General features: G+C 60.7%; 13 protein-coding genes. 8 read left to right on the top strand and 5 right to left on the bottom strand.

Features of this window, described 5'->3' with window-relative positions; genetic code table 11:
* Nucleotides 1-52: 52 nt before the first annotated feature.
* The 3 genes from LB559_RS21870 to LB559_RS21860 all read right to left on the bottom strand — a co-directional run bounded on the left by LB559_RS21870 (nt 53) and on the right by LB559_RS21860 (nt 3,319).
* Complete coding sequence (locus LB559_RS21870; protein WP_224674949.1) at nt 53-1,585, bottom strand: putative N-acetylmannosamine-6-phosphate 2-epimerase; 1,533 nt, start codon at nt 1,583-1,585, stop codon at nt 53-55.
* Nucleotides 1,586-1,653: 68 nt separating this feature from the next.
* A complete protein-coding gene (locus LB559_RS21865; protein WP_224674948.1) occupies nt 1,654-2,403 on the bottom strand; it encodes a GntR family transcriptional regulator in 750 nt (249 codons plus the stop codon).
* Between the two features lie 130 nt (nt 2,404-2,533).
* Nucleotides 2,534-3,319, bottom strand: coding sequence for an IclR family transcriptional regulator (locus LB559_RS21860; protein ID WP_024503981.1), 786 nt, complete (start codon nt 3,317-3,319; stop codon nt 2,534-2,536).
* 130 nt (nt 3,320-3,449) lie between these two features.
* Here LB559_RS21860 and LB559_RS21855 point away from each other — a divergent pair, with 130 nt between their 5' ends.
* The 3 genes from LB559_RS21855 to LB559_RS21845 all read left to right on the top strand — a co-directional run bounded on the left by LB559_RS21855 (nt 3,450) and on the right by LB559_RS21845 (nt 6,205).
* Nucleotides 3,450-4,517 (top strand): succinylglutamate desuccinylase/aspartoacylase family protein, encoded by a 1,068-nt coding sequence (locus LB559_RS21855; RefSeq protein ID WP_224674947.1) that lies wholly within the window; start codon nt 3,450-3,452, stop codon nt 4,515-4,517.
* On the top strand, nt 4,507-4,839 hold the full coding sequence (locus tag LB559_RS21850; RefSeq protein ID WP_224674946.1) for a pyridoxal-phosphate dependent enzyme: 333 nt from the start codon (nt 4,507-4,509) through the stop codon (nt 4,837-4,839). The genes LB559_RS21855 and LB559_RS21850 overlap by 11 nt, the downstream gene beginning before the upstream one ends.
* Before the next feature lie 103 nt (nt 4,840-4,942).
* Nucleotides 4,943-6,205 (top strand): aldehyde dehydrogenase family protein, encoded by a 1,263-nt coding sequence (locus LB559_RS21845; protein ID WP_318014180.1) that lies wholly within the window; start codon nt 4,943-4,945, stop codon nt 6,203-6,205.
* Nucleotides 6,206-6,317: 112 nt separating this feature from the next.
* Here LB559_RS21845 and LB559_RS21840 read toward each other — a convergent pair whose 3' ends face one another.
* Complete coding sequence (locus LB559_RS21840; RefSeq protein WP_224674945.1) at nt 6,318-7,880, bottom strand: GMC family oxidoreductase; 1,563 nt, start codon at nt 7,878-7,880, stop codon at nt 6,318-6,320.
* 442 nt (nt 7,881-8,322) lie between these two features.
* Between LB559_RS21840 and LB559_RS21835 the strand changes: the two genes are divergently transcribed.
* The gene (locus LB559_RS21835) at nt 8,323-8,841 is read left to right on the top strand and encodes a ferritin-like domain-containing protein (protein ID WP_013530428.1); all 519 of its coding nucleotides are present in this window, start codon (nt 8,323-8,325) and stop codon (nt 8,839-8,841) included.
* A gap of 145 nt (nt 8,842-8,986) precedes the next feature.
* Here LB559_RS21835 and LB559_RS21830 read toward each other — a convergent pair whose 3' ends face one another.
* The gene (locus tag LB559_RS21830; RefSeq protein WP_013530427.1) at nt 8,987-9,184 is read right to left on the bottom strand and encodes a hypothetical protein; all 198 of its coding nucleotides are present in this window, start codon (nt 9,182-9,184) and stop codon (nt 8,987-8,989) included.
* An 825-nt stretch (nt 9,185-10,009) separates the two neighbouring features.
* On the opposite strand from LB559_RS21830, the gene LB559_RS21825 reads away from it, so the two are divergent.
* The 4 genes from LB559_RS21825 to LB559_RS21810 all read left to right on the top strand — a co-directional run bounded on the left by LB559_RS21825 (nt 10,010) and on the right by LB559_RS21810 (nt 14,335).
* Nucleotides 10,010-10,780 carry a hypothetical protein gene (locus LB559_RS21825; RefSeq protein ID WP_013530426.1) on the top strand — a complete coding sequence of 257 codons (771 nt, stop codon included), beginning with the start codon at nt 10,010-10,012 and terminating at the stop codon, nt 10,778-10,780.
* Nucleotides 10,781-10,818: 38 nt separating this feature from the next.
* Nucleotides 10,819-11,517, top strand: a complete 699-nt coding sequence (locus tag LB559_RS21820; protein WP_013530425.1) for a TIGR00730 family Rossman fold protein — start codon at nt 10,819-10,821, stop codon at nt 11,515-11,517.
* Between the two features lie 138 nt (nt 11,518-11,655).
* Nucleotides 11,656-12,531 carry a DMT family transporter gene (locus LB559_RS21815; RefSeq protein ID WP_164755109.1) on the top strand — a complete coding sequence of 292 codons (876 nt, stop codon included), beginning with the start codon at nt 11,656-11,658 and terminating at the stop codon, nt 12,529-12,531.
* A complete protein-coding gene (locus LB559_RS21810; RefSeq protein WP_224674944.1) occupies nt 12,425-14,335 on the top strand; it encodes a peroxidase family protein in 1,911 nt (636 codons plus the stop codon). Before LB559_RS21815 ends, LB559_RS21810 begins: the two co-directional genes overlap by 107 nt.
* The last annotated feature ends 48 nt before the right edge of the window (nt 14,336-14,383 follow it).

The raw sequence follows: 14,383 nt of genomic DNA, 5'->3' as shown, positions 1-14,383 counted from the left end.
GATCGTTCCCTTCTTTTTTGATGATTTTTGCATGGCATGACCGGCGGCGCCGCTACCTTGCCCATTCGGCAAGATCGGCAACACCGATGACGCCGGCGTGGCCCGCGAGCTTCGCCGCAACGAGATTGGAGGAAAGGCGCGGTGGAACCTCGCCCAGATGCGCGCGCACCCGGTCGAGATAGCCTTCGGCAAGACCGATGCTGCCGCCGATGACGATCGATTTCGGATCGAACATCATCTGAATGTCCCGGCACAGCGTCGCGACCCGCGAGGCGCTCCGCGAGACGATGGCATCGGCCCAGGCCTCGCCCTTCAGCGCATGCCCGAACACATCGGCGGCATCGGCCTTGAAGCCGGCCTTGAGGGCCTGCGAAGCGATCCAGCGGCCGGAGGTGCTGTCTTCGAGCGGGGCCTGGTCTTCAGACAAACTACGGATCAGACCGAAGTGACCGGTAAGACCGGACAGCAATCGGCCGTTGCAAACGATGCCGCCGCCAATTCCGGTCGAGATGGTCAGAAAGACGATGTCGCGACCTTGCCCGGCGCCGAATTTGTATTCGCCCCAGGCGGCTGCCTGGGCATCGTTAAACGCACAGACGGGCTTGCCGAAAACAGCGGATGCCCTTTCGACCAGCGGGTAGCCGTCGGGAATGCCAAGCGTCGCCGGATTCAACGCCGACCAGCGTCCATCGTGCACCAGCCCCGTCACCGCAATACCGATACGACTGATGCGGCTTGACCAGGCTGACGTGCTTTGCGCAAGGGATGCCAGCCAGGCGTCGGGTCCAGCCTCTCGCGCCGTCGGCACGATCATGTCCTCGATCACCTTGCCGCCGCTGACCAGCGCGGCCATAGTCTTGGTTCCGCCGATGTCGATGCCCAGCACGGTTGGGCCAAGCACGGTTTGCGTGCCTCTTGCCGCATAGGCCTCGGAAATCGCCTGGTGGAACCACGAGGTGACGTGCTCGGTACGGGTGATCGCCGATCCGACAACCACGGCACAGGCGCCGGCGCGCGCGGCGGCGGCCGCCTGCTCCGGCGACCGGATACGCCCTTCGGCGATGACGTAGGGGGTCAGGGTTCGCATTTGAGCGATGAGGGCAATGTCCGGATCCTCCGGCTCCGGCCCGCCGACATAGCCGGAAAGCGTCGTGCCGACGAAATCGACACCCGCGGCAAGGGCCCGGCGCGCATCGTCAAGGCAAGAGCAATCGGCCATGGTCAGCTTGTTCCTGGCCTTGACGGCTTTCACAAGCGCTTCGACAGGAACGGGACGGACACGGTCCGTCGCATCGAAAGCGATGATATCGGCGCCCGCCTCGGCCAGCGCCTCGACATCGGCCAGATAGGGCGTGATGCGCACGGGGCTGTCGGTGAGATCGCGCTTGACGATACCGATGATCGGCACGCGGACGGCCAGGCGGGCGGCCGCGACATAGGGCACGGATTCGATGCGCAGGGCCTTGGCTCCGGCTTCAAGAGCGGCCCTGGCAAAGCCCGTCACGAATTGCGCACTGTCCATCGGGCCGCCGGGAACCGGCTGGCAGGACACGATGAGACTGTTGGCGATGTCTTCCCGCTGCACGTCGGCACTCCCCTGTCGCCATCACGATAAATGGAAAATACCAGATTACAACCAGTTCATAACTGGTATTATCTTTGCAGCTCGAAGACGAAGTCGTAGACGTCTCCCTTGTAGCGTGTCTCGCAGTATTCCACGATCTGTCCGTCGGCGAGAAAGCAGCGGCGCTCGGTCATCAGCAGCGGTGCGCCCATCTCGCAATGAAGGTGTCTTGCATCCTCCAGCGATGCGCCGCGCGAGCGCATGCGCTGGATTGCCCTCTGAGGCAGGAAGCCGCATGCATCTAGCGCTTCATAGAGGGAGTCCTGAACCATCTCGGGCGAAGGAAGGAAGCGAACCGGCACGGCCGAGACCTCGACGGCGATCGGCGCGCCATCGGCCGTCCGCACGCGGCGCATGCGGATTACATTGGTGTTTGCGGCAATACCCAAAGCCATCATTTCGGCTGGCGATGGACGGCTTATCTGTTTGGAAAGCCATAGGCATCCAGGCTTCAGGCCGCGCGCCAGAATGTCCTCCGAAAAGCTCGTCAGCGTCGAAAGCGATTTTTCGACCCGCGACCCGATCTCGGTTTTGGAACCATGCCGGCGATTGAGCTGCCCTTCCTCTTCGAGCAACGCCAGAGCTTTTCTCACAGTGACACGCGAGATCGACAGGGCTTCCGCCAGAACCCGCTCGCCCGGCAGAACCGCGCCGGCCTTCAACGCATTGGAGCGGATCGCTGCCTCGATCGCCGATTTCAACCGTCTGTAAAGCGGCACATCGTAGGCTGTCGCTTCCATCTCCCGACTGACAAGCCCGATCAGGTTCACGGTTGTCATTGCTCTTCCTCCCGCGCGAGAAGCACCCAGGATCAAAACATTCCTGACTGGACCTATACTGGTATTATCCATCCGGTGCAAACGCCCCGCGGGCGGTGCCTCGTCTGCGCCGTCAGCGCACCACGACCCCTCAGCGAACCTTCGGTGACAGCTTCATGGAGATGCGATCGCAGGCAGCACGCAGGACCTCCAGAGTAAAGGCATGGCGGCTTTCACGCGTATGGCGATTGATATAGGCGACGATAATGGAGGCGACGGCGCTGCCGTCCGGTCCGATGACCGGACAGCAGATATCGGTGATGCCGACGAAATCACGGCTCTCGCGCATCCAGTAACCGTCCGCGCGGATGGTACGAAGCTGCTTTTCCAGCGCCTCTCGATCCAGCGGCGCCGGCGAATGTGCCGCACATTCGTCGATCATCCGCGTCGCGACCTTTGGCGGTTGGAAGGCAAGGATCACATGGCCGGAGGTCGCGTCGGTGGCCAGGCGGCCGTAGCCGAGGCGCAGCGTGAACGCCATGTCCTCGCCGCCGGGAACGGCCGCGGTCACGACGGTCAAGCCATGATTGAAGACGACCAGGTGCGGCGACTGATTTGAGTCCCCGGCAATCCGCGTCAGCTCGGGCATTGCGGCGGACATGAGATCCTGAGCGCTCGGCGTGTGCAGCCCCAGCTTGAAAAGCTTGTCGGTCAACGAATAGGCGTCGGTCTCGGCGTTGCGCTCGATATATTGACGCTCCTGGAGCGCGATCAGCATCCGGAAAATCTCATTCTTCGAACGACCGAGGCCTTCCGCGATCTCCTTCATCGTCAAGGGCGCCCGCGCCTCCGCCAGCAGCTCCAGGACATCCAGACCCTTCGTCAGCGCCGGGGCCGAATAGGTCGGTTTGCCACTCTCTTTTGCGTCATCTGCCATTCGAAGAATCCCCGGTGGTCCACGCACGATAGAGACAAGAAATCGGAATTGCCATTGGTTTTATATCCAAACTTGACACCATATATAAAACTGACATGATGACGGGGACAATGAATTTCGAGGCCGACCAATGACCGTACAGAGACCAGCAAACACTGTCCGCGCGACCATCACGCCCCGGAACAACAGTGTTTACACGTCGGTCGATTTCGATCGCGAGGGCAAGCAGATCGGCTTCTTCCATGTGCCCCAATCGCCGCACGACGATGCCTGGGGCACGGTCCGCGTTCCACTCGCCGTCATCAAGAACGGAGACGGTCCGACGGTCCTGATCGAGGGCGGCAACCATGGCGACGAATATGAGGGGCCGATCGCGCTCGGCGAGCTTCTGCGCGAGATCGATCCACGGGATATAGCCGGTCGCATCATCGCGATTCCGGCCATCAACATTCGGGCCGTCGAGGCCGGCACCCGCACCTCCCCGGTCGACGGGTTGAATTTCAACCGCAGTTTTCCAGGCGATTTCAACGGCACGCTGACAAGCCAGATAGCGGCCTATGTGCATGACATCCTGTTTCCGAAGGCCGACTACTTCCTGGATCTCCACTCCGGCGGTTCGTCCCTGATGATCCTGCCGAGCGCGATCATCGAGCCCTCCCCGACCGCGCAGGGGCATCGCAAGAACATCAAGGCGACGCTCGCCTTCGGGGCGCCGACCGTTGTCATGGTCGACAATCTCGGTGAAACCCGGACCTCGACCGCGTCCGCCAATCACCAGGGGCTGATCGTCATCGGCAGCGAGATGGCCGGCGGCGGCCTTGTCAGTCCGGATGCGTTGGCCATCTGCCGCAGGGGCATCCGCAATGTGCTGAAACATGCAGGCGTCCTGAAGGGCGCGCCTGACATTGCCCCTGGCGCCAACGCACGCGTGCTCAAGGTGCCCGGAAGCGAAGGCTATCTGCTTTCCGAGGAGGACGGTGTTTTCGAACCCTTGAGCCCGCTCGGCAGTGCCGTCAGCAAAGGCGACCTTGCCGGACGCCTTCACTTCCTCCACACGCCGTCGCGCGCGCCCATCGATCTCCTTCACCCCATCGACGGCATCGTTTTCGCCAAGCGTCAACCCGGCCGCGTGCGCCCGGGGAATTGCTGTTTCGTGCTGGCCAACGAATATCCGGAGGCACTGACCGATGAGCCATGAAGACATCATGGCGGCTGCCCGGCGCATTGCCCCCTTCATACGGCGCACCCCGGTCGTCAAGCTCGACCATGCCACGGGCGCGAACCTCCAAAATGATGTCTATTTGAAACTCGAATGCCTCCAGGTGAGCGGCTCCTTCAAGATCCGGGGCGCCACGAACCGGGTGAAAACGCTCGAGCCGGGCCGGATCGAAAACGGACTGGTCGCCGCATCCGGCGGCAATCACGGCCTGGCCACCGCCTATGTGGCTGCCCGGGCCGGCGCTCCCGCCACCATCTACCTGCCGAACAATGCAAGCCCGCTGAAGGCGCGCCCTGATTGATGAAATTCTCAATGATGCTGACCTGTTTTTCCAGGCTGCCCTCGGCGCGGGCGAGCATCTCGGCTATCTCTCCCTTTCCACCCGCGCCGATGTCGGTCGCGCGGTGAAAGCCGCCGAAGGCGCACGCGAGACCATGCGCAAGATGGGAACCTTCGCACGCGCTCAATTGTGCATGCGCATCGCCGACGCGATCGACAGGCGCGCCGAAGAGCTTGCCCACCTGCTCTGCCTGGAACAGGGTAAGCCCTTCCACAGCGAGGCAAAGGCCGAAGCATCGGCGGCAGCTCTCGGTTTCCGCAATGCGGCAGAGCAGATGAAGTGGCTGGAGACGGCGGCGTTTCCCCTGGCCGATGCCAACAAGCGCGCCTTCAGCTTCCTGCAGCCGAAGGGCATCTTTGCCATCATCACGCCGTGGAATTTCCCGCTCGCCCTGCCCTGCCTCTACTATCTCGGACCGGCCGTCGCAACGGGCAACACCGTTGTCTGGGTGCCGGCGCCGACGACATCGCTGATTGCCACGGCACTTGTCGAATGCTTCATCGAGGCGGGCTTGCCGGACGGCGCCATCAATCTCGTTCTGGGAGATGGTGCGGAGGTGGGCGACGAGGCCGTCGTTCATCCGGGCACCCATGCCATCGGCTTCACCGGCAGTTCCGCCACCGGCGCGACGATCGCCCGGCGTGGCGCGGGCAAGCCGCTTCTGCTCGAAATGGGCGGCAACGGTCCGACCATCGTCCTGGCCGATGCCGATATCGACATGGCCGCCGCCCAGGTGGGGGGCGGCTGCTTTGCCAATGCCGGGCAGATCTGCACGGCCACCGAACGCGTGCTGGTGCATAAATCCGTCCACGACCGTTTCATCGAAGGTCTGGTGAAAGCGGCCGCGAAGGTGAAAATGGGCGACCCTTTCGATCCCGCGACGACGATGGGTCCGATCAACAATGCGGTGGCCATCGACAAGGTGCTCAGCCACATTGCGGACGCCCGCGCTCGTGGCGCCGAGATCGTCACCGGCGGCAATGTGGCGTCGGGTTTTGCCACCAATCTCTATTTCGAGCCGTCGATCGTCACAGGACTGACCCGGGAAAGCCTGCTCAACGTCGAGGAATCCTTCGGGCCGGTTGCACCCGTGCTGACCTTCGAGACCGACGAGGAGGCGATGGAACTTGCGGCGTCCAGCCCCTACGGCCTGTCGGCCGCGGTCTTCACCAGCACCATCAAGAACGCCTTTGCCTTTGCTGAAAGCCTGAGGGTCGGCATCGTCAACATCAACGAGATGAGCTGCTATTGGGAGCGCATATTCCTGCCGGCGGCGCCGCCGGGACGCAGAGCGGCCTCGGCCGCACCGGGGGGCGGCACACGCTGATGGAAATGTGCGACCTGAAGACGACTACCGTGGACGTCACTCGCTGACATTCAAGGCCCGCGCCTTTAGCGCGGGCCTCCCGTGCGACCGTATGCCGTTCGGCAGCAAGCTGTCAGATGGACCGGCGCAGGCTGTCGGCCATTTTCTCGCCAATCATGATCGAGGTCAGGTTGGTGTTTGCCTGGCAATCGAGCGGCATGATCGACGCATCGATAACCCGCAGCCCTTCAAAACCGTAGACCCGGCATTCCGGATCGACCACGGCCTCGCCGGGCCTCCCCATGCAACAGCCGCCGATCCCATGCTGCGCATCGGAAGACTGCGCCAGCAGGAAATTGTCGACCTCCTCGTCGCTTGCCGTTTCGAGCCATGACAAAGGCAGATCGGAATCCCCCAGCAGGACGCGCTCGGCGATCGCCTGGATCGGCACCTGCCGGGCAATCTCGCCAAGGTGGCGATAGGCGATACGCATGCGCTGAAGATCCATTGGATCGTCCAGCATGTTCTCTTCCACGATCGGCTGGTCGAAGGGATTGGCGGAACGCAACTGCACGGTGCCCCGGCTCTTGGCCTCCATCAGGATCAGATTGACCATGGCCTCGCCGAACTGGGCGCTGTCGGACTCCACGCCGATACCGCCATGGTTCATGGCGACGTAGAGGATGTCGTCGCGCTCGGCACCCAGCACGCCGGAACTCATCCGCACACAGCAGTTGGTATGCCGCGCGTCGACATCGGTCGCCTTGAATTCCGGCTTCAGCTTCAGTTCGATGCGGCAATAAGGATGGTCGAAGAAACCTTCGCCGACCGGCAGATCGGCAAGCACCTCGATGTCCTTTCGATTCAAGAGAGCCGCCGGACCGATGCCCGAGCGCTGCAGGATGACTGGAGAGTGGATGGCGCCGGCCGAGACGATGACCAGCGGCGCCTCGAATTTGCGAACCTGACCGGCCACGATGGCCAAAACGCCGATCGCTTTCTTGCCATCGAAAAGCACCTTGTCCACTGTCGCCTGCCCGATGATGGTGAGGTTCGGCCGGTCGCGGGCAGCTTCCAGATAGCCGTCATTGACCGACACGCGCTTGCCGGCTCGACTGTTGATGGGATAGGTGCAAGCCCCTTCGGCATCCGGAGCATTGAGATCGTCATGCCAGGGATGGCCGAGGGCCATCGCGCTTTGGCGCATGGCCTTGTCGACGCTTCCCCAGCTTTCGACAGGCGCGCGGTAGATCGGAATCGGGCCATCGCTGCCGTGAAAATTAGCCGCGATCGGGTCATCCTCCAGCCGGCAGAAGAAGGGCAGCACGTCGGCTCCCGACCAGCCCTTGCATCCGATTTCCTCCCAGCGGTCGAAGGCATGGAGCACGCCGCGAATGGCAATCTGCCCATTGACGGCCGTCGAACCGCCAAGCCCCTTGCCGCGCCAGTAGACCCGATGCTCCTGCCGCTTGGTGCGGCGAGCCATCAGGTCGGGGTACATATATTGTTGCTGAAAATGATCGGGAAGCAGCAGGTTGAAGGGATTTGGACTCGCCATCTCGGCAGGTTGCTCGCCGCTCCGGTAGTCCGGCCCCGCTTCCAGCAAAAGCACGTTCGTGGCCGCATCTTCGGTGAGCCGGGCGGCAAGGACAGCCCCGGCTGCGCCGGCTCCGACAACGATGACATCAAAGGGCATGCCGCACTCCCTACATCCGACCAATGCACGGCTCACTCGACCGCGACATCATCTTTGATTTCATTGTGCACGATCATCTGCTGGCATTCAGGCTCGGCGACGGACGCCGGAACCGACCACCTTAGCCGCCGTTGCACGACAGCAAGATCATCATGATTTGTTTTATATGTAAATATGATTTCGTATATGAACCCATCGGAAGTATCTCTTTTCACCATCTACTCCATACGGCGCGACGAACCCCGGTGCTTTCCGTCCCCCCTGCCGGCGGTTCTCACACCGTCATCGTCCATCGCCTTTTGATGTCGATCGGCCCTCGATAAAAGCGGTGTTCGACGCGCTGCCCTTCCACGTCGCCCCCAGGGAACAACTGCTTCCATGGAAAGTTAGTCCATGGCTACACCGCCGGTGAGCTTTCACGACGATCCAAGGGAGACAAATCATGGCGACTGCAAAAAGAGCGACGACCAAGGGACTGGAGGCTTTGTTCCTCGATGGGCTGAAGGACATCTACTACGCTGAAAAGAAGATACTCAAGGCCTTGCCGAAGATGGCAAAGGGCGCCGAATCCGAGGAGGTGGCTGCGGCCTTCGAGAAACATCGCATGGAAACCGAAGGCCAGGTTGATCGGCTCGAGCAAGTGTTCGAACTTATGGACAAACCGGCTCGCGGCAAAACCTGTCCGGCGATCGACGGCATTCTTGAGGAAGGGTCGGAAATTCTCGACGAATACAAGGGCGACCCAGCCCTGGATGCTGGGCTGGTCGGCGCGGCACAGGCCGTCGAACATTATGAAATCGCGCGCTACGGCACGTTGGTCGCGTGGGCTGAACAGCTTGGCAAGAGCGACGTGGTCAAGCTCCTCAACGAGACATTGAAAGAGGAGGTCGCGACCGACGAAGCGCTTTCCGGGCTGGGCGAAGGCGGTGTCAATGAGCGCGCCCTGGAGCAAGCTGCCTGACTGGGCGTCCTGACTGATGTCGCCTCGGCGAAGCCGCCGGGGCGACTTTCGCGACCCCAACCGCGGCGTCGTCGATAGCACCTCTTTCAGATGCAATCAGACCCACCCCGATACTTCGGGGTGGGTCTGCTGAAATCACCCGCGATCAGCGGTTTTTGTGACTTTGTTCGCCAGCTTTCACGTGCTGTTCGTGGGTTCCACCACGCATGCCGGATCCATCGCCCTGCTGCCGTTGACCACCACCAGCGGCCTGCTGTTGCTGACGGTTTTTATTGTCGGCATTCTTGTGGCTCTGCTGGCCTGCCTTCACATGCTGTTCGTGGCTACCACCTTGATTGGGCATTCTTCTTCTCCTTCACAATGCACGAGGCGACAACCGCCTCGATTGCCTAAGAAGAGTCAGGCGCGAACGTTCCCTTACGTAACATTTTGTGAAGACCCTCAGACAAGCCGGGCGTTCGAAGGAGCTTGAGATGGATGCCGACCCGGCGAGCATTGCGCCAACCTCGGGAGTAAGGTGCGTTGCACTGTCCCGCTGAATTGAAATGGGTGGTCTCGAAAGCTTGCTGGATAGCGAGATGCGCACCTTGCCACGCCGTTTATGCATTTGCGCGGAACGGTGGTGCTGTTCGCGTAGGCCGCATTGGGAGTCATCAGAGGTGCCATGAGAACCGCGATTGTCGAGATGGCGGTGAATGTTTTCGTCAAGCTGCGTAGCATGATCGAATTCCATCCTTGGATTCAGTTGAGGTTCAGGTTCGACCGCTCAGCCTTTTGCGGATGTCCGTCTGGCGTTGCGGCTGTGATGTTGGGCAACTCAGCGTAATTCAGCGTGAAATAACGATCATCGTTCCCCGGTGTCTTCGCATGATCGTCGAGAGATGATTTCCGGTCTTCGCGGCCCGTGCATCCGGATGGCTGTCAATGGAGGCTCGGCAGGCGACCCGCTTAGACAATGTCGTCGGCCAGGGCTGCAAGGCCCCGCCGACACAGAAGCTCGCCGCGGGATAAGGCTGGCCGAGGCAATTGAGAGAAGTAGATCAACCGTCACCTTGCAGGAACCGCCAATGCGATCTGCCTGTTAGCCTGGACGGACCCATTCCAGCGCAATTCACGTTGAGATCACGCGGAGCACTGCAAAGCATGCGTCATAAGGGAGGAACCCGACATGACGCTCAACATCAATAAGCCGCTGCGTGTAGCCCCAGTCGAAATTTCAGCTCGCGAAACAGCCTCATCCTTCACGGTTCGGTCTCCGCGCCTCCTTGCTTGGCGCAGCGCGTTAACGGCACGGATGTCTGGCCCTGGGGGAGCCTACAATGTCGGCAACCTCATTGGTCTTTGTCAGGGGATTACGGCGCAGATTCTCGTATCCGGCGATCTGAACCAACTCCTCTGGACAGGCGCGCCGGCCGCCATCAGCCATTATTTGACGGGCAATTTCGCTGCGATCGCAATGACCTCGGCGACGGCGATCTTCTTCGCCAGCGGCGAGATCTACCATCGCGCCTGGAACGGGCGTCTCAAGCCTAGGGAAAATCTCAACCGCCTGGGTGATTTCCTGTCCGGCGTTGGTGCCGGTTGCCTTGGCCTGGCCCTGTTTGAACTTGGCCATCCGTTGCTGGCGTTGACATCGGGCCTGCTTCATTCCGTTGGAAAATTCGGCAGTGCTTGCCACCGACCCGGTGTCCGGATCCTCAACTTGTCGGAATACGGCCCCGACCCGTTTCGCGTCATGGTCCTTCTCAGCCGGCTGCCGGCCCTCATCGCCGCCGGGACAGAACTCTGTGCATCGCTGTTCAAATTCGAAGTCGAACAGCCACAGCATTGGTCTACGCCCGCCAGCCTTCTCGTTTGTTACCTGCTCTGGTCCTGGGCTGACCTGCTTCTGTTCCGATCGAGCCAACCTCGCGCAGCCCGCGATCATTCCGCCGGCTGATCAAGCTTCGCTATTCCAACCTCATTTGGAGAGACACCATGTTTGGATCATCATCCGACAATTCCGCAGAACAGATCGGCCGCTCCTATCCCTTGCAGCGACGCATCGGCACGATCTGCGTTTTCGGCGGCGCCATGCTTGGCAACGATCCCGACCACGCCCGTTGCGCCACCATCCTTGGCGAGACGATAGCCGCAGCAGGTATTCGCCTGGTCTATGGCGGTGGCTGTGATGGCCTGATGGGCCAGGTGGCTATTGCCGCAGCAGAAGGGGGTGGAACCGTGATCGCGATCACCCCGCAGTTCCTGATCGAGCGGATGAGAATGCTATTATCGGGATGCCAGACGATTTCAGTTCCCGACATGAGTATCCGCAAACAGCTCATGTTTGACTACGCGGATGCATTTGTAGCCTTGCCTGGCGGCATCGGAACCGTTGAGGAACTGACCGAGGTCATGACGCTTCGCAAGCTGGAAAGGCACTGCAAGCCGCTGGTCCTGGCGAATTTCAAAGGCTTCTGGTCACCACTTCTCGGCGTCTTCGAGAGCATGTCCGAGGCTGGCTTCATGAACTCGTCAACTCGATGCACGCAAATGGTTTCGGCAACCCCGGAGGCCATCCTTCCGCTTCTTCAGCGCAGCGTCAGTTTCGAGCAGAACGAACCGCCAACGCCCGTCCTGCTGCCCACCATCCCCGTCTTGCGCAGATCACATATATCGAGTGCTGGCCCCGGATAGATCGCGAACCAAAAGACGCGTTCTTCCGCGCAACACCAGCCACCTCGACGATGACGGGGTCCGTCGGCCCCGATCATCGCTTTCAAACCCGATCACAAACCGTTGGAGCCATTGCCCGCTGTGGTGATGCGATCAATCATGTCCAGATTCAAGGCAAATTCCTTGCTAATGCTTGCTGCGCTCATTTGGGGAGTGGGCAATGTGTCCCACAAGACCATACTGGCCCACCTCGATCCCATGGCGGTTGTTTTCCTGACCAGCGTGATCGCCGGACTGGTGACGTTGCCATTCGCGGTGCGGGAGCGCGACCCCGAAACCAACACCGGCTGGTTTCCAAGTGTGGCGAGAGTGGTTCTGCTTTTTGCCCTCGGCTGTGTGGTCCAGCAATTGTCCTATGTCAGCACGACGGTGACGAACTCGAGCCTCCTTATCAGCGCTTCCACTGTTATCACGCCGATCGCCGCGTGGCTGATCATGAGGGAGCGTCCAAGTGCACTGATCCTATTCGTCGCAATTCTGACGGTCGTGGGATCGGCTCTCCTGGCGGGCGGCTTCAATGGTTCGGCAACCGCCGGCGACGCTTTCGCCGTCCTGACTGCAATCTGTTTTGCAGTATGGACGGTCGAACTCGGGCGGCATGTGCAGGCACATGGCCATCCCTTCGCGACGGCGGCCGCACAGTTCATCGGCACGGCCGTTGCCACGCTACCTTTCGCCCTGCAGGGCACAATGACATTTCAGGCAATTATGGCAGCATGGCCAGAACTCATCATGCTTGGTGTGTTCTCGACCGCTGTCGGCTTTTGCCTGCAGACTTCTGCACAGCGCTACACCACTTCGTCCCATGCGGCGGTGATTTGCAGCGGAGAGGGTGTGTTCGCCGCCATTTCCGCTGCCGCTCTGCTTGGTGAACGGCTTTCGCCCGACGGGCTTCTGGGTGCGGGCGTCATTCTGTCCTGTGTGCTGTTCACCGCCGTCTCGGCGGGCCCGAAGCTCGATCCGTCAGTGTCATGATCGCCTCGGCAATGTCGCTCTGCTCTGGGGCCGCGCCATTCAGACCACCGACGGGCAAGTCTGTTTCTACTCCCGGATTCATGCCAAGCTACTCGCCTGGCCGCATTCATCCTTCTGGAAAACGAGGTCTACTTCGATGCTCCACGGCGAAACGTCCTCCTTCGAAGCCGCCAACATACCGAACCGGTCAAACCAGAATTCAGACGACGGCCTCAACGACAAGCCGACCTTGCGAGGCATCAGGCTCTTCCCGTCCCTGGCGGACGTGCCGATCGCCTTGTTTGACGCAACCGAAGACGAGAGCGCCATCGACCGCACCAAGGCGGGCTTGCTGGACATCACGGCGGAAATGGTCGGCCCGACCGATGGACTTGAAGGCAGCGATCTCAGCCCTACGCCAGCCGGTTTTACCTATTTCGGCCAATTCGTGTTCCATGACATCGTCTTCAGCCAAATATTCGGATTGCCCAAGCCGACAGGCAAAACCCATCATTTGAAGAACGCGTCCTCGCAAGGCCTTGACCTTTCGGGGCTCTATGGGCGGGGGCCAATCGTCGACGCCCATCTCTACGATGTTGCGGATGGGGCGGACCTGTCGGCTTGCCGCTTTCCGATCGGCTTGCCTTGCATGAAAGGCAGTATGCTTCCGGTCGACGGTAAGACCATGCAAGGCCGTGATTTGCCGCGCATCGACTTCTCGGGCAAGTTTATCAGTGTCGAGGGTCGGCGATCGCCTTATCGGCCCTTGGTGGCGGATCCGCGAAACGACGACAATCTTGTCCTGTCGCAACTGCTCTGCACACTCATGGGCATCCACAACAGGATCGTGGATCTGCTGCTTGGCATCGGCACCGACCCAGCAGAAGCTTACAAGCGTGCCAGGATCTATCTGACCTCGGTTTACCGCACTGTGATCATCAACGACTATCTGAGAAAAGTTCTGGCTCCGGAAATATGGGACCATTTTTTCGCCAGTGACGATTTTCTTGGCGCCGGAGTCTCGGCACTTGAGACTTTCAATGCGCTGCCTTTGGAATTCACCTTCGGTGCGTCGCGCTTTGCCCACGCCATGGTCCGGCAGTTCTATGTCGTGAACGACAGGTCGGTCGAAGAACCAGCCAATCTGCGCAAAATGCTGTCCTTTTCCAGCCTGCGCCCGGGTGGGGAGATTCCAATACCCGAGAACTGGATTGTCGACTGGAACCGGTTTGCCTCAGCCGACACCCCGTCGAAAGCTCAAAGTGCCCGGCGCATAGGACCATTCCTGTCGAAAGAACTGACGATTGCCGGCCTGAGTGCGGAATTGAACGGCACAGTCCGGCCGGTTGCCTTCATGGATTGCTGGCGCTGTTACGACCTTGGTTTGCCATCCGGGCAGGACGTGGCCGGTGCGGTGAAGACCGCCCTGGGCGACAACAGTATCGATGTGCCGGTCCTGACGGGCAATGACATGCTTCCCACGGCCGCCTGCGCCAAACGTTACGTCTACAACGCCGGCCGACTTCGGGCCGCTTTGCAACGGTACCCGGAGTTCCTGAGGCAAACACCTCTCTCCTACTATATCATCCAGGAGGCGTCCGTTCTTGGTAATGACGGCAGCCATCTTGGCCCAGTTGGCTCCTATGTGGTGGCCGCCACGATCGCATCCGCACTGTTCAAGGCTGCCGATACGGATATCACCTCTCGCAGGCTCATTCCGGACGTAGAGCCAAAAACGCTGGCAGGACTGCTCGATCTCAATGATACTGCGAAGGTATCGGATGAAGTGCTTGGCGGCCTGCTCGGCAGTCAGGGTTTTCAATAGCGCTGATAACGGCAGTGCTACAGTGCTCAATCTGGTTTAGCGGGGGAA

It is taken from the genome of Mesorhizobium sp. BR1-1-3, assembly GCF_020165455.1.
Lineage (GTDB): Bacteria > Pseudomonadota > Alphaproteobacteria > Rhizobiales > Rhizobiaceae > Mesorhizobium > Mesorhizobium ciceri.
Note: the sequence above shows the minus strand (reverse complement) of the source record. Positions and strands in the feature narration are given on the sequence as shown.